14 protein-coding genes, 1 tRNA gene and 1 rRNA gene are annotated in these 24,439 nt (G+C 72.6%); 12 read left to right on the top strand and 4 right to left on the bottom strand.

Annotated features, from left to right (window positions below; genetic code table 11):
• Together rrf and ACIGHB_RS30910 are read left to right on the top strand one after the other, a co-directional pair.
• A 5S ribosomal RNA gene (rrf, locus tag ACIGHB_RS30915) occupies positions 1 to 105 on the top strand; the annotation flags it as partial.
• A gap of 5 nt (positions 106 to 110) precedes the next feature.
• Positions 111 to 183 (top strand) — tRNA-Thr (locus ACIGHB_RS30910).
• Positions 184 to 281: 98 nt separating this feature from the next.
• On the opposite strand, the gene ACIGHB_RS30905 is transcribed toward ACIGHB_RS30910, so the two are convergent.
• On the bottom strand, positions 282 to 2,924 hold the full coding sequence (locus tag ACIGHB_RS30905; RefSeq protein ID WP_399917652.1) for a SpoIIE family protein phosphatase: 2,643 nt from the start codon (positions 2,922 to 2,924) through the stop codon (positions 282 to 284).
• A gap of 268 nt (positions 2,925 to 3,192) precedes the next feature.
• Here ACIGHB_RS30905 and ACIGHB_RS30900 point away from each other — a divergent pair, with 268 nt between their 5' ends.
• From ACIGHB_RS30900 to ACIGHB_RS30855, 10 genes are all read left to right on the top strand, one after another.
• Positions 3,193 to 8,709: a HAMP domain-containing protein gene (locus tag ACIGHB_RS30900; RefSeq protein WP_399917650.1), complete on the top strand. Its 5,517-nt coding sequence runs from the start codon at positions 3,193 to 3,195 to the stop codon at positions 8,707 to 8,709.
• A 301-nt stretch (positions 8,710 to 9,010) separates the two neighbouring features.
• Entirely contained in the window at positions 9,011 to 9,685 is a 675-nt protein-coding gene (locus ACIGHB_RS30895) for a response regulator (RefSeq protein ID WP_319008733.1), read from the top strand.
• Between the two features lie 119 nt (positions 9,686 to 9,804).
• Positions 9,805 to 12,648, top strand: coding sequence for a DNA translocase FtsK (locus ACIGHB_RS30890; RefSeq protein WP_360319508.1), 2,844 nt, complete (start codon positions 9,805 to 9,807; stop codon positions 12,646 to 12,648).
• A gap of 253 nt (positions 12,649 to 12,901) precedes the next feature.
• Positions 12,902 to 13,723, top strand: a complete 822-nt coding sequence (locus ACIGHB_RS30885) for a helix-turn-helix domain-containing protein (RefSeq protein ID WP_360319506.1) — start codon at positions 12,902 to 12,904, stop codon at positions 13,721 to 13,723.
• A 93-nt stretch (positions 13,724 to 13,816) separates the two neighbouring features.
• The gene (rimO, locus tag ACIGHB_RS30880) at positions 13,817 to 15,352 is read left to right on the top strand and encodes a 30S ribosomal protein S12 methylthiotransferase RimO (RefSeq protein WP_399917647.1); all 1,536 of its coding nucleotides are present in this window, start codon (positions 13,817 to 13,819) and stop codon (positions 15,350 to 15,352) included.
• Positions 15,349 to 16,023, top strand: coding sequence for a CDP-diacylglycerol--glycerol-3-phosphate 3-phosphatidyltransferase (pgsA, locus tag ACIGHB_RS30875; RefSeq protein ID WP_360319502.1), 675 nt, complete (start codon positions 15,349 to 15,351; stop codon positions 16,021 to 16,023). The genes rimO and pgsA overlap by 4 nt, the downstream gene beginning before the upstream one ends.
• Entirely contained in the window at positions 16,020 to 16,544 is a 525-nt protein-coding gene (locus ACIGHB_RS30870) for a CinA family protein (protein ID WP_360319500.1), read from the top strand. Before pgsA ends, ACIGHB_RS30870 begins: the two co-directional genes overlap by 4 nt.
• 109 nt (positions 16,545 to 16,653) lie before the next feature.
• Positions 16,654 to 17,037 (top strand): helix-turn-helix domain-containing protein, encoded by a 384-nt coding sequence (locus ACIGHB_RS30865; protein WP_041131554.1) that lies wholly within the window; start codon positions 16,654 to 16,656, stop codon positions 17,035 to 17,037.
• Between the two features lie 158 nt (positions 17,038 to 17,195).
• Complete coding sequence (locus ACIGHB_RS30860) at positions 17,196 to 17,666, top strand: DNA starvation/stationary phase protection protein (RefSeq protein ID WP_360319497.1); 471 nt, start codon at positions 17,196 to 17,198, stop codon at positions 17,664 to 17,666.
• Between the two features lie 243 nt (positions 17,667 to 17,909).
• Complete coding sequence (locus tag ACIGHB_RS30855; RefSeq protein WP_360319495.1) at positions 17,910 to 18,167, top strand: hypothetical protein; 258 nt, start codon at positions 17,910 to 17,912, stop codon at positions 18,165 to 18,167.
• Here ACIGHB_RS30855 and ACIGHB_RS30850 read toward each other — a convergent pair.
• Genes ACIGHB_RS30850 through ACIGHB_RS30840 form a run of 3 tightly spaced genes read right to left on the bottom strand, consistent with a single transcriptional unit; the run spans position 18,115 to position 24,395 of the window.
• On the bottom strand, positions 18,115 to 18,879 hold the full coding sequence (locus tag ACIGHB_RS30850; protein WP_360319493.1) for an SDR family NAD(P)-dependent oxidoreductase: 765 nt from the start codon (positions 18,877 to 18,879) through the stop codon (positions 18,115 to 18,117). The two genes, ACIGHB_RS30855 and ACIGHB_RS30850, sit on opposite strands and share 53 nt — an antisense overlap.
• A gap of 32 nt (positions 18,880 to 18,911) precedes the next feature.
• A complete protein-coding gene (locus ACIGHB_RS30845; RefSeq protein ID WP_360319491.1) occupies positions 18,912 to 19,730 on the bottom strand; it encodes a DNA-formamidopyrimidine glycosylase family protein in 819 nt (272 codons plus the stop codon).
• An 18-nt stretch (positions 19,731 to 19,748) separates the two neighbouring features.
• Positions 19,749 to 24,395, bottom strand: a complete 4,647-nt coding sequence (locus ACIGHB_RS30840; RefSeq protein WP_399917643.1) for a DEAD/DEAH box helicase — start codon at positions 24,393 to 24,395, stop codon at positions 19,749 to 19,751.
• Between the last annotated feature and the right edge of the window lie 44 nt (positions 24,396 to 24,439).

The raw sequence follows: 24,439 nt of genomic DNA, 5'->3' as shown, positions 1-24,439 counted from the left end.
AGCGTTAGGGAAACGCCCGGTTACATTCCGAACCCGGAAGCTAAGCCTTTCAGCGCCGATGGTACTGCAGGGGGGACCCTGTGGGAGAGTAGGACACCGCCGAACAATTTGCCCCCTTAGCTCAGTCGGCAGAGCGTCTCCATGGTAAGGAGAAGGTCAACGGTTCGATTCCGTTAGGGGGCTCAGAAAAAAGGCCCCCCGCCATCAGGCGGGGGGCCTTTTTGCGTTGTCCCGAGGCGAAAGAGCCAGAAGGGAGGGGCCTCCGAGGAGGCCCCTCCCTTCTAGTTCGACGGTTCCTGCAGGCGCATCGTCAGGATGGCCATGTCGTCCGAGGCGGGGGCGTGGGCGAAGCGTTCGACCGCGCGGAGGATACGGCCGCCGACGGCGCCGGCCGTCAGGCCCGTACAGGTCCTCAGGGCATCGGCCAGGCCGTCGTCGCCCAGCATGCGGGTGCCCTCACGGCGCTCGGTGACGCCGTCCGTGACGCAGAGGAGGACATCGCCGGGGTCGAGCGTGAAGCTCTCCTCGTACAGCTCCAGGTCCTCCATCACGCCCAGCAGCGGCTGCGGTTCCGCGGCCGGGGTGACCGTGCCGTCGGGGCGGAGGCGGAGCGGCAGCGGATGGCCGGCGCAGACGACCTTCAGAAGCGCCGAACCGTCCGGCTGCGGGCGCAGCTCGCCGTACAGGAGGGTCAGGAAGCGGCTGCGGGCGCCCTCGTCGAGGATGGCCGCGTTCAGCCGCTCCAGGACCGCCGGGCCGCCGAAACCCTCGCGGGCCAGCAGGCGCAGCGCGTGCCGGGCCAGGCCCGTGACGGCGGCGGCCTCCGGGCCCGTGCCGCACACGTCGCCGATGGCGAAGCCGTACACCTCATCCCGGATGGGGAAGACGTCGTAGAAGTCGCCGCCCACCTCGTTGCCCTCGCCGGCCGCGCGGTAGATGACGTCCACCTCGACGCCCGGGATCTTGGGGAGCTCGGGCGGGAGGAGGCTGCGCTGGAGGGACTGGCTGATGGCATTGCGCTCCGAATAGAGGCGCGCGTTGTCCAGGGCCAGCGCCGCCCGGCGCGAGAGGTCCTCGGCGAGCTCCAGGATCTCCTGGCGGAAGTGGTCCTCCGCCGGGCGGCCCAGGGTCAGCATGCCGATCACCCGGTTGCGGGCGACCAGGGGCAGGACGACCGTCTCGCCGGCCACCGCGCCGGCCGTGGCCAGAGCGGTGTCGATGCCGGAGGACAGCGGGCTGCCCAGGTGCTCCAGCTCGCGGGCCGACGCGGCCAGCGCGGCGCGGTGGGCGGCGTCGCCCGGGGCCGTCCAGAGGCGGGCGCCGGGGGACGGTACCGGGTCGGGCGGTGCGATGGAGAGCAGCAGGGCCTTCAGGCCGTCGATGCGGTCCTCGTCCTCGTGGAGCACGTACGACAGGTACGGCTCCGAGGCCGGGTCGGCGATCGTGTAGACCGCGCACCAGGTGGCCAGCGTCGGGACCGTCATCTGGGCCATCAGCGCCAGCGTCTGGTCGCGGTCGAGGGTGCCGGCCAGCAGGTCGGACGCCTCGACGAGGAAGCTGAGGGAGCCGCGGCGGAGCCGTTCCAGCTCGCCGAGGCGGGCCGACTCGACGGCCAGGGCGATCCGGTCCGCGGCGAACTGGAGGCGCAGGGCCTCCTCGTTCGAGTAGCGGTTCGCGGCCTCGGCGGCGACGCCGAGGGAGCCGGTGAGACGGCCCTCCACCTTGAGGGGGACCGTGACGACCGAGCGCATGCCGGTGCCTTCGAGGAGGGGCACGGCGCCCGGGACGGCGGCCAGGTCCTCGTGGACCGCGGGCATGCGGGCCGAGCCGTAGCGGCTGGCGCCGGTCTCCACCGGGACCCGGGCGAAGCGCTGGCGGGCCGCCGGGAGACCGGTCGTCGCCCGTACCTCCAGCTCGGTCTCGTCGTCGGTGGCGAGGAGGAGGAAAGCGGAATCGCCGTCCAGCATGTCCCTGGCCCGCTCGACCGTGCGCTGGAGCAGGCCGTCCAGGTCGTCGGGGGCGGGGGAGCCGATGAAGATCTCGAAGGGATCCGCGGCGCGGCTCTCGGCGCCGGGGTCGGCCGCCGGGCGCTGCGGGGTCTGGAGGACCGCGCGCTCGTCCTCCCGTACCAGGAGGCAGACCGTGGACGGTTCGCCCGAGGCGTCGCGGACCCGCAGGTGCGAGGCGTACACGGGGATGACGCGGCCGTCGGCGCGGCGGAGCCCGTAACTGCCCTCCCAGCGGGAGTGGCGGAGGGCCTCGGCGAGGCCGGTGCCGATGCCGGGGGTGTGGGGCCAGGCGGCGAGGTCGCCGAGCGGCTTGCCGGTGACCTGCTCGGAGGCGTACCCGAAAAGCTCCCCGGCGTCCTCGTTCCACGAGGTGATCGAGCCGCCCTGGTCGATCTGGACGACGGCGACGCGGACGCGGCTGTCGGCGACCGGGAGGAGGGCGTCGGGGAGGACCGGTCCGGCCGAGCGGGTGCCGACCGGGCGCTGCGGGAGGTCGAGGTGGAACCAGACGTGCTTGCGGGTGGGGGAGTAGTCGACGCCCCAGCGGTCGGCGAGGGCGGCGCACAGGAGCAGGCCGCGGCCGTTCTCCCGGTCGGGGCTCGCGATGCCGCGGCCGCTCTGGACCGGGATCTCGCGCTCCGGGTAGCGGTCGGCGACCTCGACGCGGATGCTGTCCTCGGAGCGCAGGCACAGGACGTCGGCGGCGGTGCCGGCGTGCACCACGGCGTTGGTGACCAGCTCGCTGGTGAGGACGACGGCGTCGTCCACGAGCTCCGGGTGGCCCCAGCCCTGGAGGGTGTCCCGGACGAAGGCCCGGGCGGCGGCGACGGACCGTCCCACGGGGTCGAAAGTGGCAGTCGCCCGCGCGGTGATCACAGCACTCCTCGTACGCGTCTCGACGCCCGGCTCTGCCATGCTCGGTCTGCCCCTCCCGCTGCCCGGTGGTCGTACACGCTCCACACCGCCCCCGCCGGGCGGACAGGGGCGGCTGGACAGCCGGATGCCAGGTTACTTACCTTCGCCGTCCCCGCGGATGCCGGTCTCCGCTGTTTCCGCCCTCCGGGGGTGGGGACGTTGTGCGAAGCTGCCGAACTGTTATCGCCTGGTTCGGTCGCGGTGAAACACTGGGAAGGCTTCGGCGGGAGCGGAAGCGGAACGGTCGACCCCTTTCGGGAGGGACACGGTGGACTCTGGCACGGCGGCGCGGCGCGGCGGCGGCAGCGGCACGCGCGCGAGGGGCGGGCGTTCCCGTGGGGGGACGGTACAGGTGGACGCGGCCGCGCTGGAGCGGTTGCTGTCCGCGCTCGTGTCCATGCGCGACGGGAATCTGCGGAGGCGGCTGACCGTCTCCGGCGACGGGGTGATGGCCGAGATCGCGGCCGTCTTCAACGAGGTCGCGGACCGGCAGATGCACGTGACCGGTGAGCTGTCGCGGGTGCGGCGGGTCGTCGGGCGCGAGGGCAAGCTGTCCGAACGCCTCGAGGCGGGGGCGACCGAGGGTGCCTGGGCGGCGGCGATCGAGGCGGCCAACGCGCTCGTCGACGATCTCGCGCGGCCGGTGTCCGAGGTGAGCCGGGTGCTGACGGCGGTCGCCGAGGGTGACCTCGAACAGCGGATGGACCTGCGTTCGGAGGGTTCGGACGGGACGGTACGGCCGCTTCGGGGGGAGTTCCTGAAGGTCGCGCGTACCGTGAACCACCTGGTGGACCAGTTGTCGGTCTTCGCGTCCGAGGTGACGCGGGTGGCCGTCGAGGTGGGCACGGAGGGCATCCTCGGCGGGCAGGCGCACGTACGGGGCGTGTCCGGGTCGTGGAAGGACCTCACGGACTCCGTCAACACCATGGCGAACCAGCTGACGGCGCAGGTGCGGGACATCGCGCTGGTGACGACGGCGGTGGCGAACGGCGACCTGTCGCAGAAGGTCACGGCGAACGTGGCCGGCGAGATGCTGTCGCTCAAGAACACCGTGAACACGATGGTGGACCAGCTGTCGTCGTTCTCGTCCGAGGTGACCCGGGTCGCCCGCGAGGTGGGCACCGAGGGCGAGCTCGGCGGTCAGGCGGAGGTCGCCGGGGTGGCCGGGGTGTGGAAGGACCTCACCGACTCGGTCAACACGATGGCGGGCAACCTCACCAGCCAGGTCCGCGGGATCGCGGAGGTGACCACCGCGGTCGCCAACGGCGACCTGTCGCAGAAGGTCACCGTGAGCGCACGCGGTGAGATCGCCCAACTCGCCGACACCATCAACCAGATGACGGAGACCCTGCGGACCTTCGCCGACGAGGTGACCCGGGTGTCGGGCGAGGTCGGCGCGGAGGGTCTGCTCGGCGGGCAGGCGCAGGTGCCGGGCGCGGCGGGCACGTGGAAGGACCTGACGGACTCGGTCAACACCGTCTTCCGGAACATCACCACGCAGGTGCGGGACATCGCGCAGGTGACGACGGCGGTGGCGAACGGCGACCTGTCGCAGAAGGTCACGGTCGACGTGGCCGGCGAGATGCTGGAGCTGAAGAACACCGTCAACACGATGGTGGACCAGCTGTCGGCGTTCGGTTCCGAGGTGACGCGGGTGGCCCGGGAGGTCGGCGTCGAGGGCCGGCTCGGCGGGCAGGCGCAGGTGCAGGGCGCGGCCGGCACGTGGAAGGACCTCACCGACTCGGTGAACACGGCCTTCCACAACCTGACCGGTCAGGTGCGGGACATCGCGCAGGTGACGACGGCGGTGGCGAACGGCGACCTGTCGCAGAAGGTCACGGTCGATGTCGCCGGCGAGATGCTGGAGCTGAAGAACACCGTCAACACGATGGTGTCGCAGCTGTCGTCCTTCGCCGACCAGGTCACGCGGATGGCCCGGGACGTGGGCACGGAGGGCCGGCTGGGCGGTCAGGCGCGGGTGGACGGGGTCTCCGGGCGGTGGCGCGAGCTGACCGACTCGGTGAACTTCATGGCCGGCAACCTGACCTCGCAGGTGCGGCAGATCGCGCAGGTGACGACGGCGGTGGCGCGCGGCGACCTGTCGCAGAAGATCGACGTGGACGCCCGGGGCGAGATCCTGGAGCTGAAGAACACCATCAACACGATGGTCGACCAGCTCTCCGCCTTCGCGGACCAGGTGACCCGGGTAGCCCGCGAGGTGGGCACCGACGGGCGCCTCGGCGGGCAGGCGCAGGTGCCGGGCGTCGCCGGCGTGTGGCGGGACCTGACCGACTCGGTGAACGGCATGGCCGGGAACCTGACGGCGCAGGTGCGGAACATCGCGCAGGTCGCCACGGCGGTGGCCCGGGGTGACCTGTCGCAGAAGATCGACGTGGACGCCCGGGGCGAGATCCTGGAGCTGAAGAACACGCTCAACACGATGGTGGACCAGCTGTCCTCCTTCGCGGACCAGGTGACCCGGGTCGCCCGCGAGGTGGGTACGGAGGGCATCCTGGGCGGCCAGGCCGAGGTGCAGGGGGTCTCCGGCACCTGGAAGGACCTGACGCAGTCGGTGAACTTCATGGCGAACAACCTGACCTTCCAGGTCCGGAACATCGCCGAGGTCACCACCGCGGTCGCCCGCGGCGACCTGTCGAAGAAGATCACCGTCGACGCCAAGGGCGAGATCCTGGAGCTCGTCACCACCGTCAACACGATGGTGGACCAGCTGTCGAACTTCGCCGACGAGGTGACCCGGGTGGCCCGTGAGGTGGGTACCGAGGGCATCCTCGGCGGGCAGGCCCGGGTGCGCGGGGTCACCGGCATCTGGAAGGACCTGAGCGACAACGTCAACCTGATGGCGAACAACCTGACGAGTCAGGTGCGGAACATCGCGCGCGTGTCCTCGGCGGTCGCCAACGGCGATCTGACGAAGAAGGTGACCGTCGAGGCCCGCGGTGAGGTCGCCGAGCTCGCCGAGACGGTCAACACGATGGTGACGACCCTGTCGGCGTTCGCCGACGAGGTGACCCGGGTGGCCCGTGAGGTGGGTACCGACGGGATCCTCGGCGGGCAGGCCCGGGTGCCCGGCGGTTCCGGCACCTGGAAGGACCTCACCGACTCGGTGAACAGCATGGCCGACAACCTGACCGGTCAGGTGCGGCAGATCGCGGCGGTCACCACCGCCATCGCCAAGGGCGACCTCACCCGGAAGATCGACATCGATGCCCGGGGCGAGATCCAGGAGCTGAAGAACACCATCAACACGATGGTCGACCAGCTCTCCAACTTCGCCGAGGAGGTCACCCGGGTCGCCCGCGAGGTGGGCACCGACGGTCAGCTCGGCGGCCAGGCCCGGGTCCGGGACGTGGAGGGCACCTGGAGCGACCTCACGCTCTCCGTGAACGAGATGGCCGGGAACCTCACCCGGCAGGTGCGGGCCATCGCGGCCGTCGCCACCGCGGTGACCCGCGGCGACCTCAACGTCAAGATCGACGGCGTGGACGCGGCGGGTGAGATCCAGGCGCTCCAGGACAACATCAACACGATGATCGCGAACCTGCGCGACACCACCCTCGCCAACGACGAGCAGGACTGGCTCAAGTCCAACCTGGCCCGCATCTCCGGCCTGATGCAGGGCCGCCGGGACCTCGACGACGTCGCCTCGCTCATCATGAGCGAGCTGACGCCGGTGGTCTCCGCCCAGCACGGTGCCTTCTTCGTGGCGACCCCGATCGGCTCCGCCAACCACGACGCGGAACTCGTCGGCGAGGGCGGGGGCTCGTACGAGCTGCGCATGCGCGGGAGCTACGGGTACTCCGCCGGTTCGATGCCGACCTCCTTCCGTCCCGGCGAGACCCTCATCGGGACGGCGGCGGAGGAGAAGCGGACCATCCAGGTCAACGTGCCGCCGGGCTACCTCAAGATCTCGTCCGGGCTCGGCGAGGCCGCGCCCGCGCACGTGATCGTGCTCCCCGTCCTCTTCGAGGGGAAGGTCCTCGGCGTCATCGAGCTGGCCTCCTTCCAGCCGTTCACCCAGATCCAGCGGGACTTCCTCAACCAGATCGCCGAACTGATCGCGACCACGGTCAACACCATCAGCGTCAACACCAAGACCGAGGTGCTGCTCCAGCAGTCGCAGGAGCTGACCGAGCAGCTGAAGGAGCGGTCGGCGGAGCTGGAGCACCGGCAGAAGGAGCTGCAGAACTCCAACGCGGAGCTGGAGGACAAGGCCGAGCTGCTGGCCCGTCAGAACCGGGACATCGAGGTCAAGAACACGGAGATCGAGGAGGCCCGGCAGGTCCTGGAGGAGCGCGCCGAGCAGCTCGCGGTCTCCATGCGCTACAAGTCGGAGTTCCTGGCCAACATGTCGCACGAGCTGCGCACCCCGCTCAACTCGCTGCTCATCCTGGCCAAGCTGCTCGCGGACAACGCGGAGACCAACCTCACGCCGAAGCAGGTCGAGTTCGCCGAGACCATCCACGGCGCGGGCTCCGATCTGCTCCAGCTGATCAACGACATCCTCGACCTGTCGAAGGTCGAGGCCGGAAAGATGGACGTCTCGCCGACCCGGATCGCGCTCGTCCAGCTCGTCGACTACGTGGAGGCGACCTTCCGGCCGCTCACCGCGGAGAAGGGCCTGGACTTCTCGGTCCGCGTCTCGCCGGAGCTGCCCGCCACGCTCCACACCGACGAGCAGCGGCTCCTCCAGGTGCTGCGCAACCTGCTGTCGAACGCGGTGAAGTTCACCGACTCCGGCGCGGTCGAGCTGGTGATCCGGCCGGCCGGGGCGGACGTGCCGCAGTCGATCCGGGAGCAGCTCCTGGAGGCCGGCTCGCTGCGGGACGCCGACGCCGACCTGATCGCCTTCTCGGTCACCGACACCGGCATCGGGATCGCGGCCAGCAAGATGCGGGTGATCTTCGAGGCGTTCAAGCAGGCCGACGGCACCACCAGCCGCAAGTACGGCGGTACGGGCCTCGGGCTGTCCATCAGCCGGGAGATCGCCCGGCTGCTCGGCGGCGAGATCTTCGCGGTGAGCGAGCCCGGCCGCGGCTCCACCTTCACGCTGTACCTGTCGCTGAACCCGACCGAGGTGCCGCCGCACGGGTACGGGCAGGGCGAGACGGACGTCCCGGGGCAGGAGGCCGAGGAGGCGCCGGACGGGTACGCCTTCCCGCACTTCCCGCCCGCGCCCGTACGGAACGACGCGCGGTCGGGGGCCGGGGCGCTCTTCCGGCACCGGCGCAAGGCCGGGCCCGCGGCCGAGGCCCCGGAGCAGGCGGGGGCGGGCGGTGCCCGGGGCGCGGTGCCCGGGCAGCCGGGTCCGCAGGGGCAGCCGGACGGTGCAGCGGAGCTCGCCGGTGCGGAGCAGGAGGAGGCCCCGCAGCCGCGGCGTACCTTCTCCTTCTCCGGGGAGAAGGTCCTCATCGTCGACGACGACATCCGCAACGTCTTCGCGCTCACCAGCGTGCTGGAGCAGCACGGGCTCGCCGTGCTGTACGCGGAGAACGGGCGGGAGGGGATCGAGGTCCTGGAGCAGAACGACGACGTGACGGTCGTTCTGATGGACATCATGATGCCGGAGATGGACGGGTACGCGACGACGACCGCGATCCGGCGGATGCCGCAGTTCGCGGGGCTGCCGATCATCGCGCTCACCGCGAAGGCGATGAAGGGGGACCGGGAGAAGGCGATCGAGTCGGGGGCCTCCGACTACGTCACCAAGCCGGTCGACCCGGACTACCTGCTCTCGGTCATGGAGCAGTGGATGAGCGGGGCGTGACGGCCGGCCGTCCGGTGCCGGGACCCGCGAGGGCCCGGTACCGGACGGCGTACTGTCGCCGTCGGCGTGTGAGGCCGGCCGCGGCGGGGAACCTTCTGGACCCGTGCGCCGTTTCCGAACTGTGCACAGTGACATCACGGTGACAGGGTGTGGCGACGCTCGGGGTGCGGCTACGATGACCGGCACAAGGACGGACGGCACCAGGAAGCCGTCCTCCGGGGCGGCGCCCGGTGCTTCCCCCGGTTCCGGCAGCGGTTCCGGGATCCGGGTCGAGCCGTTGCCGGGACGAGGAGGACGGGGCATGGTGCAGAAGGCCAAGATCCTCCTGGTCGATGACCGGCCGGAGAATCTGCTGGCGCTGGAGGCCATTCTCTCCGCGCTCGATCAGACGCTGGTGCGGGCATCGTCCGGGGAGGAAGCGCTCAAGGCGCTGCTGACGGACGACTTCGCGGTCATCCTGCTCGACGTCCAGATGCCCGGCATGGACGGCTTCGAGACCGCCGCGCACATCAAGCGCCGCGAGCGGACCCGGGACATCCCGATCATCTTCCTCACGGCGATCAACCACGGCCCGCACCACACCTTCCGCGGGTACGCGGCCGGCGCGGTCGACTACATCTCCAAGCCGTTCGACCCGTGGGTGCTGCGGGCGAAGGTCTCGGTCTTCGTCGAGCTCTACATGAAGAACTGCAAGCTGCGCGAGCAGGCCGCCCTGCTGCGGCTGCAGTTGGAGGGCGGCGGCGAGGGCGGTCAGGGCAAGGAGGCCGCCGGGCTGCTCGCCGAGCTGTCCGCCCGGCTCGCCGCCGTCGAGGAGCAGGCCGAGGCGCTGTCCAAGCAGCTCGACGACGAGTCGGCGGACGCGGCGGCCGTCGCCACCGCTGCCCATCTGGAGCGCAAGCTCACCGGTCTGCGGCGGGCGCTGGACGCGCTGGAGCCGGGTACCGGGGGCGCGCCCTCGCTGCCCGCGCAGGGCTGAGGCCGCGTCGTCCCACGGCGGCCGGCGAGGGGTGACCGGCCGTCAGCTCCCCGCCGGGGCAAGGGCGACACGTTCGGGTGAGGCGGACAGCCCGGCCGCGCACCGGTAACCTCAGCACCATGGCTTCACGTACGTCCGGCAAGGGTTCTCAGGGCACCGCACCATCGCGCGCCGGCCGGACGACGGGCGCCGCGAAGAAGGCGGCCGCCAAGTCCACGGCGAAGTCCCCGGGCAAGCCGCCCGCGAAGAAGGCGGCGGCCAAGAAGGCCGCGCCCGCCAAGCGGGCGCCCGCGAAGAAGACCGCGGCGAAGCGGCCCGCGCCCAGGCCGGCGCCGTCCCCGACCGGGGGCGTGTACAAGGTGGCGCGCGGGGCCGCGCACGGCGTCGGCGCGATGTTCCGGGGGATAGGGCGCGGTGCCAAGGGGCTCGACCCGGCCCACCGCAAGGACGGGCTGGCCCTGCTGCTGCTCGCCGCCTCGCTGATCGTCGCCGCCGGCACCTGGTCCCACCTGGACAACCCGGTCGGCGACCTCGTTGAGATGCTGGTCACCGGCGCCTTCGGCCGGCTCGATCTGCTCGTGCCGCTGCTGCTCGGTGCCATCTCCTTCCGGCTCTTCTGCTATCCGGAGCGTCCCGAGGCCAACGGACGGATCGTCATCGGGCTCTCCGCCCTGGTCATCGGTGTCCTCGGCCAGGTCCACATCGCCTGCGGTTCGCCCGGCCGGGACGCGGGCTCCGAGGCGATGCAGGACGCGGGCGGGCTGATCGGCTGGGCCTCGTCCCAGCCGCTGGTCTTCATGACGGGGGAGGCGCTGGCCGTCCCCCTCCTGGTGCTGCTCACCCTCTTCGGTCTGCTCGTCGTGACCGCCACCCCGGTCAACGCGATCCCGCAGCGGCTGCGGGCGCTCGGCGTCCGGCTCGGCCTGGTCGAGCCGCTGGAGGAGGAGACCGCCGAGGAGGACGCGGGCCGGGAGCCGTACGAGGACGACTGGCAGGAGGCGCCGCCGCGCGCCGCCCGCCCGGTCCGGCGCCGTACCGGCGGTCCGGCCGACCCGTACGACGTGGACCGGGCCGAGGCGGAGGCGCTGGAGCGGCGCGGGCGCGCCGCGCGGCCCCGTACGGCGGCGGCCGGCCACGACCGCGGTCTGGACCCGGTCGACGTGGCCGCCGCGGCGGCGGCCGCGCTGGACGGGGCCGTGCTGAACGGGATGCCGCCGTCGCCGCTGGTCGCCGATCTGACCCGGGACGTGGCCGCCGAGCGGGCCGCGGCGCTCGCGGAGGGGGCCGGCGAGGCGACGGACGAGGCCGGCGGGTCCGTACCGCCCATGCCGAAGTCGCCGCCGAACGTGCCGACGGCGCGCGGCGGGGAGACCCGGGCGGGTGCAGGGGACAAGGGGCGCGGCGGTGGGGCCGTACCGGATCTGACCAAGCCGGCGCCGGAGCCGGCGGATCTGCCGCCCCGGGCCGAGCAGCTCCAGCTCTCCGGTGACATCACCTACTCGCTGCCGTCGCTGGACCTGCTGGAGCGGGGCGGGCCGGGGAAGACCCGGTCGGCCGCGAACGACGCGGTCGTCGACGCGCTGTCGAACGTCTTCACCGAGTTCAAGGTGGACGCGGCCGTCACCGGCTTCACCCGGGGGCCGACGGTCACGCGGTACGAGGTCGAGCTCGGGCCGGCCGTGAAGGTCGAGAAGATCACCGCGCTGACGAAGAACATCGCCTACGCGGTGGCGTCGCCCGACGTGCGGATCATCTCGCCGATCCCCGGCAAGTCCGCGGTCGGCATCGAGATCCCGAACAGCGACCGCGAGATGGTCAACCTGGGGGACGTGCTGCGGCTCGCGGACGCGGCCGGGGACGAGCACCCGATGCTGGTGGCGCTCGGCAAGGACGTCGAGGGCGGCTACGTGATGGCCAACCTGGCGAAGATGCCGCACGTGCTCGTGGCCGGCGCGACCGGCTCCGGCAAGTCGTCCTGCATCAACTGCCTGATCACCTCGGTGATGATAAGGGCGACCCCGGAGGACGTCCGGATGGTGCTCGTCGACCCCAAGCGGGTCGAGCTCACCGCCTACGAGGGCATCCCGCACCTGATCACCCCGATCATCACCAACCCGAAGCGGGCCGCCGAGGCCCTCCAGTGGGTGGTGCGCGAGATGGACCTGCGCTACGACGACCTGGCCGCGTTCGGCTTCCGGCACATCGACGACTTCAACCAGGCGATCCGCGACGGCAAGGTGCAGCTGCCGCCCGGCAGCGAGCGCGAGCTCAAGACGTACCCGTACCTCCTGGTGATCGTCGACGAGCTCGCCGACCTGATGATGGTCGCCCCCCGGGACGTCGAGGACGCCATCGTCCGCATCACCCAGCTGGCCCGAGCGGCCGGCATCCACCTGGTGCTCGCCACCCAGCGCCCGTCGGTGGACGTCGTCACCGGCCTGATCAAGGCGAACGTGCCCTCCCGGCTCGCCTTCGCCACCTCCTCGCTCGCCGACAGCCGGGTCATCCTCGACCAGCCCGGCGCCGAGAAGCTCATCGGCAAGGGCGACGGGCTCTTCCTGCCGATGGGCGCGAACAAGCCGACCCGCATGCAGGGCGCGTTCGTCACGGAGGCCGAGGTCGCGGCCGTCGTGCAGCACTGCAAGGACCAGATGACGCCGGTCTTCCGGGACGACGTCACCGTCGGCACCAAGCAGAAGAAGGAGATCGACGAGGAGATCGGCGACGACCTCGACCTGCTGTGCCAGGCGGCCGAGCTGGTCGTCTCGACGCAGTTCGGCTCGACCTCGATGCTCCAGCGGAAGCTGCGGGTGGGCTTCGCGAAGGCCGGGCGGCTGATGGACCTGATGGAGTCGCGGAACATCGTGGGCCCGAGCGAGGGCTCCAAGGCGCGGGACGTCCTTGTCAAGCCGGACGAGCTGGACGGGGTGCTCGCGGTCATCCGCGGCGAGTCGGAGGAGTGACCCGGCGGGAGGCGTGCGGCGGCCCGGGCGGGGTACCCGTTCGAGACCTGGCCGAGACTCACTCGTAAGGGAACCGGGGGCAACCGTTTCCCCTGGCCGTACGTCAAGTTGGACGGAGGGACAGAAGGATGTCCCATCCTCGCGAAGTACAACCTCATGGCGTACAAACCGCACCCGCCCGGTTGCCCCACCCTTTCGTACCACCCATAGACTGAACGTCCAGCAGGTGGTTACACGCTCGAAAGGCGCTCTCGTGTCCATCGGCAACTCCCCCGAAGACGACCGGACGTTCCCGTCAGACGACCGGGAACCGATCGGTCGCACCCTCCAGCAGGCCCGCATCGCCGCCGGCCTCAGCGTCGAAGAGGTCAGCGCCTCCACCCGTGTCCGGATCCCGATCGTGCACGGCATCGAGGAGGACGACTTCTCGCGCTGCGGCGGCGACGTCTACGCGCGCGGTCACATCCGCACGCTCGCGCGTGCCGTCGGGCTCGATCCCGCCCCGCTGATCGAGCAGTACGACGCCGAGCACGGCGGCCGTCCCTCGCCCACCCCCGCCGCCCCGCTCTTCGAGGCGGAACGCATCCGCCCCGAGCCCCGGCGGCCCAACTGGACCGCCGCCATGGTGGCGGCCATCGTCGCCGTCGTCGGCTTCGTCGGCTTCACGATGTTCAACGGCGCCGAGGAGCCGAAGGGCGGCACGGCCGCCGAGGGCGGCCCCGCGCCCGCCCCGGAGAAGGCGTCCGGCGCCGCCAAGCCCAAGCCGGTGAAGCCCGCCCCCAAGCCGACCGAGAGCGCCATCGCGGCCGTCCCGGCGGACAAGGTCACCATCCGGCTCGACGCCGACGGCAAGAGCTGGATCTCGGCCAAGGCGTCCGACGGCAAGATGCTCTTCGACGGCTTCCTCCAGGAGGGCGACACGAAGACCTTCCAGGACGACGAGCAGGTCGACCTCGTCCTCGGCAACGCCGGCGCGATCGATCTGTACGTGAACGGCAAGAAGGTCTCGGAGAAGTTCGAGAACGGCCAGGTGGAGCGGCTCAGCTACACCAAGGGCGACCCGACGGCGGGCTGAGACCCGTCCCGCGGCAGCGTCCGGTGTGACCTCCGTCGCGCAGGTGAACCCTGAGCGACGGGGTCACGTCCGGGACGAAGTAGTCTTGAGTCCATGCCCGAACGCCGTACCGTCGCCCTTGTCACTCTCGGCTGCGCCCGTAACGAGGTGGACTCGGAGGAGCTCGCAGGCCGCTTGGCAGCGGACGGCTGGGAGCTCGTCGAGAACGCCGAGGAAGCGGACGTCGCCGTCGTCAACACCTGCGGCTTCGTCGAAGCCGCCAAGAAGGACTCCGTCGACGCCCTCCTCGAAGCCAATGATCTGAAGGACCACGGCCGCACCCAGGCCGTCGTCGCCGTCGGCTGCATGGCCGAGCGCTACGGCAAGGAGCTGGCCGAGGCCCTCCCCGAAGCCGACGGCGTGCTCGGCTTCGACGACTACGCGGACATCTCCAACCGCCTCCAGACCATCCTCAACGGTGGCAGTGTCGAGGCGCACACCCCGCGCGACCGGCGCCAGCTCCTCCCGCTCTCCCCGGTCGACCGCCAGCAGGCCGCCGCCGAGGTCGCCCTCCCGGGCCACGGAGCCGCCGAGGAGCCCGCCACCGCCCCGGAGAACGTCCCCGGCGACCTGCCCGAGGGCGTGGCGCCCGCCTCCGGCCCGCGCGCCCCGCTCCGCCGCCGGCTCGACCGCAGCCCCGTCGCCTCCGTGAAGCTGGCCTCCGGCTGCGACCGCCGCTGCTCCTTCTGCGCCATCCCGTCCTTCCGCGGCAGCTTCGTCTCCCGCCGCCCCTCGGACGTGCTCAACGAGACCCGCTGGCTCGCCGAGCAGGGCGTCAAGGAGATCATGCTGGTCTCCGAGAACAACACCTCGTACGGCAAGGACCTCGGCGACATCCGCCTCCTGGAGAGCCTGCTGCCCGAGCTCGCCGCCGTCGACGGCATCGAGCGCGTCCGGGTCAGCTACCTCCAGCCGGCCGAGATGCGCCCCGGCCTGATCGACGTGCTCACCTCCACCGACAAGGTCGTGCCCTACTTCGACCTGTCGTTCCAGCACAGCGCCCCGGACGTGCTGCGCGCCATGCGCCGCTTCGGCGACACCGACCGCTTCCTCGACCTGCTCGCGACGATCCGCGAGAAGGCCCCGACGGCCGGTGCCCGCTCCAACTTCATCGTCGGCTTCCCCGGCGAGACCGAGGCCGACTTCGCCGAGCTGGAACGCTTCATCACCCACGCCCGGCTCGACGCCATCGGCGTCTTCGGCTACTCCGACGAGGACGGCACCGAGGCCGCCACGTACGAGCACAAGCTCGACCAGGAGGTCGTGGACGCGCGTCTCGCCCACCTCTCCCGGCTCGCCGAGGAGCTCACCGCGCAGCGCGCGGAGGAGCGGATCGGGGAGATGCTGGAGGTACTGGTCGAGACCGAGGACGAGGAGGACGGCTGGATCGGCCGCGCCGCCCACCAGGCCCCCGAGACGGACGGGCAGGTGCTGCTCACCACGGGTGGCGGTGCGGGCCTCGACCTGGCTCCGGGCCTTATGGTCAGGGCGAAGGTCGTGGGCACCGAGGGCGTCGACCTCGTGGCGGAGTACCGCGACGTGCTGGGGAGCGACCCCCAGACCCCCGTTGTCGAGGAGGTGGGCAGATGACCGGAGTCCCGGCATCCGCGACGGGCGGGACCGGAAGGCCGGCGCCCCGCGGCAAGCTGGGCGCGGCGGCCGTGAACCCCGTCAGCGTGTGGAACATCGCCAACATCCTCACCATGATCCGGCTCGTCCTCGTGCCGGCCTTCGTGCTGCTGCTCCTCCAGGACGGCGGGCACGACCCGGCCTGGCGGGCCTGGGCGTGGGCGGCGTTCGCCGTCGCCATGATCACGGACGTCTTCGACGGACATCTGGCCCGCACGTACAACCTGGTCACCGACTTCGGGAAGATCGCCGACCCGATCGCCGACAAGGCGATCATGGCGGCGGGCCTGGTCTCGCTGTCGGCGCTGGGGGATCTGCCCTGGTGGGTGACCGGGGTGATCCTGGCGCGCGAGCTGGGCATCACGCTGATGCGCTTCTGGGTGATCCGGCACGGGGTCATCCCGGCCAGCCGGGGCGGCAAGATGAAGACGCTCGCCCAGGGCACCGCCGTCGGCATGTACGTGCTGATGCTGACCGGCCCGCTGGCGACGCTCCGCTTCTGGGTGATGGCGCTGGCGGTCGTCCTGACCGTCGTCACCGGCCTGGATTATGTGCGACAGGCGGTCGTACTGAGGCGGCGCGGGCTCGCCGCCGAGCGGGCGGCCGACCGCGCGGAGGCGTCGGCGCGATGAGCGCGGCGGCCGCCCGGGTCCTCGGTCTGCTCGCGGAGCGGGGCCAGACGCTGGCCGCCGCCGAGTCGCTGACCGGGGGGCTCGTCGCCGCGGAGCTGACCGGGGTGCCGGGGGCGTCCCGGAGTTTCCTCGGCTCGGTGACGGCGTACGCGACCCCCCTCAAGCACGCGCTGCTGGGGGTGGAGGCCGGCCTGCTGAGGGAGCGCGGGGCGGTGGATCCCGAGGTCGCGGTGCAGATGGCGCGGGGGGTACGGGACCGGCTGGGCGCCGACTGGGGCATGGCGACGACCGGGGTCGCGGGGCCCGATCCGCAGGACGGGCAGCCCGTCGGGACCGTCTACGTGGCGGTCGCCGGACCCGCCACGACAGGCGCGGCGGCCGGGAAAGTGGTGTCGTTGAGATTGAACGGCGACCGCGCGGACATTCGTAGAGAGAGTGTGCGGAGCGTGCTGGAACTGCTCCACGCGGAACTCTCGGAAAATGCGCGGACACAGGATACGGAACAGAACGGGGGGAATTGATGTTTGCAGCCCTGAGTGAACACGACATCGCTCCCCGCACGGCCGCGGCGCGAGGCGGTACGGTGGGGCGTGAAGGATGCGGCTACGCGGTCCGAGGAGGGAGCCACCGATGATTCTGCTCCGTCGCCTGCTGGGTGACGTGCTGCGTCGGCAGCGCCAGCGCCAGGGCCGTACTCTGCGCGAAGTCTCCTCGTCCGCCCGAGTCTCGCTCGGCTATCTCTCCGAGGTGGAGCGGGGGCAGAAGGAGGCTTCCTCCGAGCTGCTCTCCGCGATCTGCGACGCGCTGGACGTACGGATGTCCGAGCTCATGCGCGAAGTGAGCGACGAGCTGTCACTGGCCGAACTGGCCGAGTCGGCGGCCGCGAGCGAACCGGTGCCGACGCCGGTCCGTCCGATGCTCAATTCGGTGTCGGTGACGTCGGTGGCCGGTGTGCCCACCGAGCGGGTGACCATCAAGGCGCCCGCTGAGGCCGTGGACGTCGTCGCCGCCTGATTCCGAACGGGTCGAAGCCCCGGTCGGTGCCCCTGTGGGGTGCCGGTCGGGGCTTCTTCGTGTCGGTTGCCTATTAATTCTGTTGTTTTGTTTGAGATGCCGGATTCCGGACAGGCGTGCCATGGTGGGGGATACGTACGACTGGTTGGAGATTCCGCATGTCTGTGGTGAAGAGCCCGCTGTCCGACGCCGACCTCAAGACGGTCGGCAACGCTCTGCAGGGAGCCCTGGTCGACCTCGTCGACCTGGCGCTGGTCGCCAAGCAGGTGCACTGGAACGTCGTCGGACCGCGCTTCCGCTCCGTCCATCTGCAGCTGGACGAGGTGGTGGACACCGCCCGGCTGCACTCCGACACCGTGGCCGAGCGGGCTTCGGCGCTCGGGGTCAATCCGGACGGTCGGGCGGCGACGGTGGCCGCCGGCAGTGCGATCGGCACGGTGCCGGAGGGGTGGGTCAAGGACGCGGACGCGGTACGGATCCTGGTCGCCTCGCTCGGGGCGGTCATCACCCGGATGCGGGAGCGTGTGGACGCCACCGGTGAACCGGACCCCGTCAGCCAGGACATCCTGATCTCCCTCACGGCCGACCTGGAGAAGCACTCCTGGATGTTCCAGGCCGAGAGCGCCTAGGCGGCCGGCATGGCGATACGCGCCGGGGGTCCGGGGGCCTGGGGGGTCCATGGAGGTCATGGGGTCCATGGAGTTCATGGAGTTCATGGGGGCCATGGGGTTCTTGGGGTTCACCAGGGCGCGTGGTGTGCCGCGCGCGGGGGTGTCCGCCGGATCGCGCGCGGAGTGCGCGCCGGGGCTGACACCGGTGCGCCCTCCCGCCGGGTGAACCCGCCGGTCTAGCGTCGAGCGCAGGAGGCGGCCATGGTACGGCGACGGGTTCCGCTGGTGACGCTCACGCTGATCGCGGTCGGGCTGGTGGCCGGGGGGCTCTGGTGGTGGGCGGTGCTGCGCCTGCTGCTGGTTCCGGGCGATTCCGGAGCGGTCGAAGGGGCTCTGGCCGCGGGCGGCTGGGGGCTGAGCCTGCTGCCGGTGCACGTGGCCGCCTCCTCGCGCCCGCCCGCCCGCCTCACCAGGGCATGGCGACGCCACCGTTCGGGCGCAGGATCTGGCCCGTCGTGAACGAGGAGGCGTCGCAGGCGAGATGGAGGACCGCGTGCGCGATGTCCTCGGGCTCGCCGACCCGCCGCAGCGGGGAGTGGCGGACCATCGCCGCCTCGGCCTGTTCCTGGGCGGCCGGCTCGTGGCGGTCCGTCATGGGGGTGCGCACCCAGCCGGGGGCGACCGCGTTCACCCGGATGCCGTGCGGGCCCGCCTCGACCGCGAGCGTCTTGGTGAGCTGGACGACGGCCGCCTTGGCGACGCTGTAGCAGAGCAGCCCGGGGCTCGCGGTGTCCATCGCGCCCGAGGCCATGGTGACGATCGACCCCCGGGTGCCGGAGGCGATCATCGAGCGGGTCGCCTCCTGGCAGGCGTGGAGCACGCCCTTGAAGTTCACGGCGAGGACGCGGTCGAGGTCCTCCTCGCGGGTCTCCAGGACCGAGCTGGTGTGCATGATCCCGGCGACCGCCGCCATCACATGGAGGGGGCCGGCCGCGTCCACGGCGGCGGCGAGCGCGGACCGGTCGGTCACGTCGAGGGGGTGGACACGGGCCGTTCCCCCCTCGCGGGCGATCAGGGCGGCGGTCTCCTTCAGCCCCGGCTCGTCGCGGTCCGCCAGGTGCAGGGTCGCTCCGGCCCGGGCGAGGAGGACGGCGCTGGCGCGGCCGATGCCGCTCGCGGCGCCCGTCACGAACGCGGTGCGGCCGGTGAGGTCGTACGCCGGGAGGCTCATGAGGGGACCGTACGACCGGATCTGACGGACCGTCAATCGGGTCGGGGTCTGCGATCCGGGGAATCGCCGGTGGGGCCGCGCTGGCAGGCCGGACACCAGTAGCTGATCCGGTCGCCCAGCTCCGCCTTGCGGACGGCGGCGCCGCAGCGCAGACAGGGCCGACCCGCGCGGCCGTAGACGTGCAGCGGGGTGCCGGGGCGGCGGGTCGTCGTGGTGCGCCGGTCCGGGCGGTCCTTGTTCGCCTCCAGGAGGCGGTGGGCGGTCGCCACGAGCCGGGGCGGGACGTCGGGCGGCAGCTCGCCGACCGGCAGCCAGGGGGTGACGGCCGCGAGGAACGCCAGCTCCGACTTGTACACGTTCCCGATGCCGGCGAGGTTGCGCTGGTCCAGCAGGGCCTCGCCGAGCGGGCGGGCCGGGTCGGCGAGGAGACGGCGCACCGCCTCCTCGGGATCCCAGTCCGGACCGAGCAGGTCGGGGCCGAGATGGCCCACGGCACCGGCCTCCTCGGTCGTACGGATCAGCTCCAGGACCGGGAGGCGGTAGCCGTACGCGGTGTACGTGTCGTTCCCGAGGATCGCGCGGATCTGGTGCTCGGGGCCGCCGCGCGGACGCTCGCCGGTCGCGTACACCCGCCACGCGCCGTCCATCCGCAGGTGCGAGTGGAGGGTGAGCCCGCCGTCGAGACGGGTCAGGAGGTGCTTGCCGCGCGGAGTGACGTCCAGCACCGCGCGGCCCGTGAGGTCGGCGGTCGCGAACCGGGGCACCCGCAGATCCGCACGGGTCAGCGTCCGCCCGGCCAGTGCCTCGTGCAGCCGGCGGGCGGCCTGCCAGATCGTGTCTCCCTCGGGCATGGACGACCTCCGCCGGGGTCAGGCCCTGAGGCGGAGGCCGCGGGGCGTGGCCACGAAGCCCGCCGTCTCCAGGGGACGGGACAGGGGCGAGGTGAGGGCCGTGGCGCCGTTGATCCGCTCCACCGTGACCGTGCCCAGCGCACCCGCCCGGGCGGCCTCGGCCAGGGCTCCGGCCGCCGCCTCCAGGGCCGGGTCGTCCGGCTCCGCCGGCCACGACAGCACCGTCTTGCCGCCGCGCTCCACGTACAGCGTGAGCTCGCCGTCGACCAGGACCACCAGCGCGCCCGCCTTGCGGCCCGGCTTGTGCCCGGCACCGGTCGGGGGCTCGGGCCACGGCAGCGCGGCCCCGTACGCGTTCGCCGGGTCGGCGGCGGCCAGGACCACCGCGCGCGGGCCCGCGCCCGACTCGGCGCCCCGGTCCCGGGCGGTCGCCGCCGCCCGCAGCCGGTCCACCGCCCCGTCCATCGCGAACTGGGCCGCGCCCAGCCCCTCCACCACATAGCCGCGCCGGGCCTGCCCGCTGTCCTCGAAGGCGGACAGGATCCGGTACACGGCCGAGAAACCGCCCTCGACGCCCTCGGCGGCGACGGCACCGCGGGTCACCACACCGTGCCGGTCGAGCAGGGTGCGGGCCAGCGCGTGCGCCCGGTGAGTCGGCTCGGGCTCCGCCGGCGGCAACAGCGCCCAGCGGCCCGAGACCGTCGGCGGCCCCGAGCGGGACGCCGGGCGGGTGGCGCCCAGGGTCCCGAACCGGCCGCGCGGCACCGTGCGGCGCGCCCGGTGGGCGGTCGAGCCGGCCGTGCGGCCCGAACCGAGGAGGGAGCGCAGCGGCGCCAGGGTGTCGTTGGTGAGCCGGCCCGACCAGGCCAGGTCCCACAGCGCGTCGGCGAGCTGCGGATCGGTGGCGTCCGGGTGCGTGGTGATCCGGACCTGGTCGGCGATCTGCCGGAAGAACAGGCCGTACCCGCCGGAGAGGGCCGTCAGGACCGACTCGTGGAGCGCGGTGAGCTCCAGCGGGTGCGGCGGGGGCAGCAGCAGCGGCGCCGCGTCCGCGAGGTAGAGCGAGACCCAGCCGTCCTTGCCGGGCAGCGAGCCCGCACCGGCCCAGACGACCTCTCCGGTGGTGGTCAGCTCGTCGAGCATCGCCGGGGCGTAGTCCCGGACCCGGGACGGCAGGACCAGCCGCTCCAGCGCCGAGGCCGGCACGGGCGCGCCCTGGAGCTGCTCCACCGCCCGGGCCAGCCCGTCGATCCCGCGCAGACTGCTGCCGCCGAGGTGCTGCCACTGGGGCAGGAAGGTGGCCAGCGCCGCCGGGGCCACCGGCTCCAGCTCGTGCCGCAGCGCGGCCAGGGAGCGCCGCCGCAGCCGGCGCAGCACGGCCGCGTCGCACCACTCCTGGCCGATGCCGGAGGGATGGAACTCGCCCTGCACGACCCGGCCGGCCGCCGCGAGACGCTGGAGGGCGCCGTCGGTGACGGCGGCGCCGAGACCGAAGCGGGCCGCGGCCTGGGAGGAGGTGAAGGGGCCGTGGGTGCGGGCGAACCGGGCGAGGAGGTCGCCGAGGGGGTCCTTGACCGGCTCGGTGAACGCCTCCGGGACGCCGACCGGCAGCGCGGTGCCGAGCGCGTCCCGCAGCCGGCCCGCGTCCTCGATCGCCGCCCAGTGACCGGTGCCCGCGATCCGCACCGCGATCGCCCGGCGGGATTGGGCCAGGTCGCGTACCCAGTCCTCCTCGGCGCCGCGCTCGGCCAGCTCGGCGTCGGTCAGCGGGCCGAGGACCCGCAGCAGGTCGGCGACGCCCTCGCGGTCCTTGATCCGCCGCTCCTCGGTGAGCCACTGGAGCTCCCGCTCCAGCTCCGTCAGCACCTCCGGGTCGAGCAGCTCGCGCAGCTCCGCCTGGCCCAGCAGCTCCGCGAGGAGCCGGGAGTCGAGCGACAGCGCGGCCGCCCGGCGCTCGGCGAGCGGGGAGTCGCCCTCGTACAGGAACTGGGCCACGTAGCCGAAGAGCAGGGAGCGGGCGAAGGGGGACGGCTCGGGGGTGGTGACCTCCACGAGACGGACCCGGCGGGCCTCGATGTCACCCATCAGCTCGGTCAGTCCGGGAACGTCGAAGACATCCTGGAGGCATTCGCGGACGGCCTCCAGGACGATCGGGAACGAGCCGAACTCGCTCGCCACCTGGAGCAGCTGCGCGGCCCTCTGACGCTGCTGCCACAGCGGGGTCCGCTTCCCCGGGTTCCGCTTCGGCAGCAGCAGGGCCCGGGCGGCGCACTCGCGGAACCGGGAGGCGAACAGCGCCGAGCCGCCCACCTGGTCGGTCACGATCTGCGCGACCTCGCCCTTGTCGAAGAGCGTGTCCGCCGCGCCGACCGGCGCCTGGTCGGCGTCGTACGCGGTGTCCTGGTGGCGGCCCGGGTCGACCGGTTCGTGGTCCAGCAGGTCGAGCCCCATGTCGAGGCCCATCAGGTCGGCGTCCGGCAGCCGCAGCACGATGCCGTCGTCCGCGTGCATCACCTGCGCGTCCATGCCGTACCGCTCGGTCAGCCGGGCGCCCAGCGCCAGCGCCCACGGCGCGTGGACCTGCGCACCGAACGGGGAGTGGACGACGACCCGCCAGTCGCCCAGCTCGTCACGGAACCGCTCCACCAGGATCGTCCGGTCGTCCGGCACGTGTCCGCACGCCTCGCGCTGCTCCCGCAGATACGCCAGGACGTTGTCGGCCGCCCAGGCGTCCAGGCCCGCCGCGATCAGCCGCAGCCGGGCGTCCTCCTCGCCGAGCGCCCCCAGCTCGCGCAGGAACGCGCCCACCGCGCGGCCCAGTTCGAGCGGCCGGCCCAGCTGGTCGCCCTTCCAGAACGGCAGCCGGCCCGGCACCCCGGGCGCCGGGGACACCAGGACCCGGTCGCGCGTGATGTCCTCGATCCGCCAGGACGTGGTGCCCAGCGTGAAGACGTCCCCGACCCGCGACTCGTACACCATCTCCTCGTCGAGCTCGCCGACCCGGCCGCCGCCCTTCTTCGGGTCCGACCCGGCCAGGAACACCCCGAACAGGCCCCGGTCAGGGATGGTGCCGCCCGAGGTGACCGCCAGCCGCTGCGCGCCGGGGCGGCCGGTGACCGTGCCCGCCACCCGGTCCCACACCACGCGCGGGCGCAGCTCGGCGAAGGCGTCCGAGGGGTAGCGGCCGGCGAGCATGTCCAGCACGCCCGTGAAGGCCGATTCCGGGAGGGAGGCGAAGGGGGCGGCCCGGCGGACCAGCGTCAGCAGGTCGTCGACCTGCCAGGTGTCGAGGGCGACCATCGCGACCAGCTGCTGCGCCAGCACGTCGAGCGGATTCGCCGGGATCCGCAGCGACTCGATCGAGCCCGACCGCATCCGCTCGGTGACCACGGCGGCCTGCACCAGGTCGCCGCGGTACTTCGGGAACACCACACCGGTGGAGACCGCGCCGACCTGGTGCCCCGCGCGGCCCACGCGCTGGAGCCCGGAGGCCACCGAGGGCGGCGACTCGACCTGGACGACCAGGTCCACCGCACCCATGTCGATGCCGAGCTCCAGGCTGGAGGTGGCGACCACGGCGGGCAGCCGGCCCGCCTTCAGGTCCTCCTCGACCTGGGCTCGCTGCTCCTTGGAGACCGAGCCGTGGTGGGCGCGGGCGAGCAGCGGCGGCGCGCCCTTGGCCGCGCCCGACTGGGCCATGATCTCGGCGGGCGGGGAGCCCTCCGGGGCGGGCTCCCCGGTGGCCCGCTCGTAGGCGATCTCGTTGAGCCGGTTGCAGAGGCGCTCGGCGAGGCGCCGGGAGTTGGCGAAGACGATGGTGGAGCGGTGGGCCTGGACGAGATCGGCGATGCGCTCCTCGACGTGCGGCCAGATGGACGGCTTGTCCCCGCCGTCCTTGCCCTCGGAGGCGGGGGAGCCCGCGAGCTCGCCCATGTCCTCCACGGGCACGACGACGGAGAGGTCGAACTCCTTGCCCGACGGCGGCTGCACGATCTCCACCTGGCGGCCGGGCGAGAGGAAGCGGGCCACCTCGTCGACCGGACGGACCGTGGCCGACAGGCCGATCCGGCGCGCCGGGCGGGGAAGCAGCTCGTCGAGCCGCTCCAGGGTGAGGGCCAGGTGCGCGCCGCGCTTGGTGCCGGCGACGGCGTGGACCTCGTCCAGGATGACCGTCTCCACCCCGGCCAGGGCCTCCCGCGTGGCGGAGGTCAGCATCAGGAAGAGCGACTCGGGGGTGGTGATCAGGATGTCCGGCGGTTTGGTGGCGAGCGCGCGGCGCTCGGCGGCCGGGGTGTCGCCAGAGCGGATGCCGACCCGCACGTCGGGCTCGGGCTGCCCGAGCCGGACGGACTCCTGGCGGATGCCGGTCAGCGGCGAGCGGAGATTCCGCTCGACGTCCACCGCGAGCGCCTTCAGCGGGGAGACGTAGAGCACCCGGCAGCGCTTCTTCGGGTCGGCCGGGGCGGGCGCGGACGCCAGCCGGTCCAGGGAGGCGAGGAAGGCGGCCAGGGTCTTGCCCGAGCCGGTCGGTGCCACGACGAGCACGTCGGAGCCCGCCCCGATGGCCCGCCAGGCGCCCTCCTGGGCGGCGGTGGGCGCGGTGAACGCCCCGGTGAACCACCCGCGGGTGGCCGGGGAGAAGTCTTCGAGTGCGGACGTGGCCATGCCCCCCATCGTGCACCCCGGCACCGACAACCGCCCGGACCTGT

Origin of the sequence: Streptomyces sp. NPDC085460 (genome assembly GCF_044541975.1) — a bacterium.
In the GTDB taxonomy this organism is placed as follows: domain Bacteria; phylum Actinomycetota; class Actinomycetes; order Streptomycetales; family Streptomycetaceae; genus Streptomyces.
The sequence above is the reverse complement of the archived record's forward strand: the minus strand, read 5'-3'. Positions and strand labels throughout refer to the sequence as shown.

Coding starts and splice junctions, on each gene's coding strand:
- ACIGHB_RS30850 (WP_360319493.1), bottom strand. CDS start 18,879: ATGAGCCTCCCGGCGTACGACCTCACCGGCCGCACCGCGTTCGTGACG.
- ACIGHB_RS30855 (WP_360319495.1), top strand. CDS start 17,910: ATGGTACGGCGACGGGTTCCGCTGGTGACGCTCACGCTGATCGCGGTC.
- ACIGHB_RS30890 (WP_360319508.1), top strand. CDS start 9,805: ATGGCTTCACGTACGTCCGGCAAGGGTTCTCAGGGCACCGCACCATCG.
- ACIGHB_RS30860 (WP_360319497.1), top strand. CDS start 17,196: ATGTCTGTGGTGAAGAGCCCGCTGTCCGACGCCGACCTCAAGACGGTC.
- ACIGHB_RS30865 (WP_041131554.1), top strand. CDS start 16,654: ATGATTCTGCTCCGTCGCCTGCTGGGTGACGTGCTGCGTCGGCAGCGC.
- ACIGHB_RS30840 (WP_399917643.1), bottom strand. CDS start 24,395: ATGGCCACGTCCGCACTCGAAGACTTCTCCCCGGCCACCCGCGGGTGG.
- ACIGHB_RS30905 (WP_399917652.1), bottom strand. CDS start 2,924: ATGGCAGAGCCGGGCGTCGAGACGCGTACGAGGAGTGCTGTGATCACC.
- rimO (WP_399917647.1), top strand. CDS start 13,817: ATGCCCGAACGCCGTACCGTCGCCCTTGTCACTCTCGGCTGCGCCCGT.
- ACIGHB_RS30845 (WP_360319491.1), bottom strand. CDS start 19,730: ATGCCCGAGGGAGACACGATCTGGCAGGCCGCCCGCCGGCTGCACGAG.
- ACIGHB_RS30895 (WP_319008733.1), top strand. CDS start 9,011: ATGGTGCAGAAGGCCAAGATCCTCCTGGTCGATGACCGGCCGGAGAAT.
- ACIGHB_RS30870 (WP_360319500.1), top strand. CDS start 16,020: ATGAGCGCGGCGGCCGCCCGGGTCCTCGGTCTGCTCGCGGAGCGGGGC.
- pgsA (WP_360319502.1), top strand. CDS start 15,349: ATGACCGGAGTCCCGGCATCCGCGACGGGCGGGACCGGAAGGCCGGCG.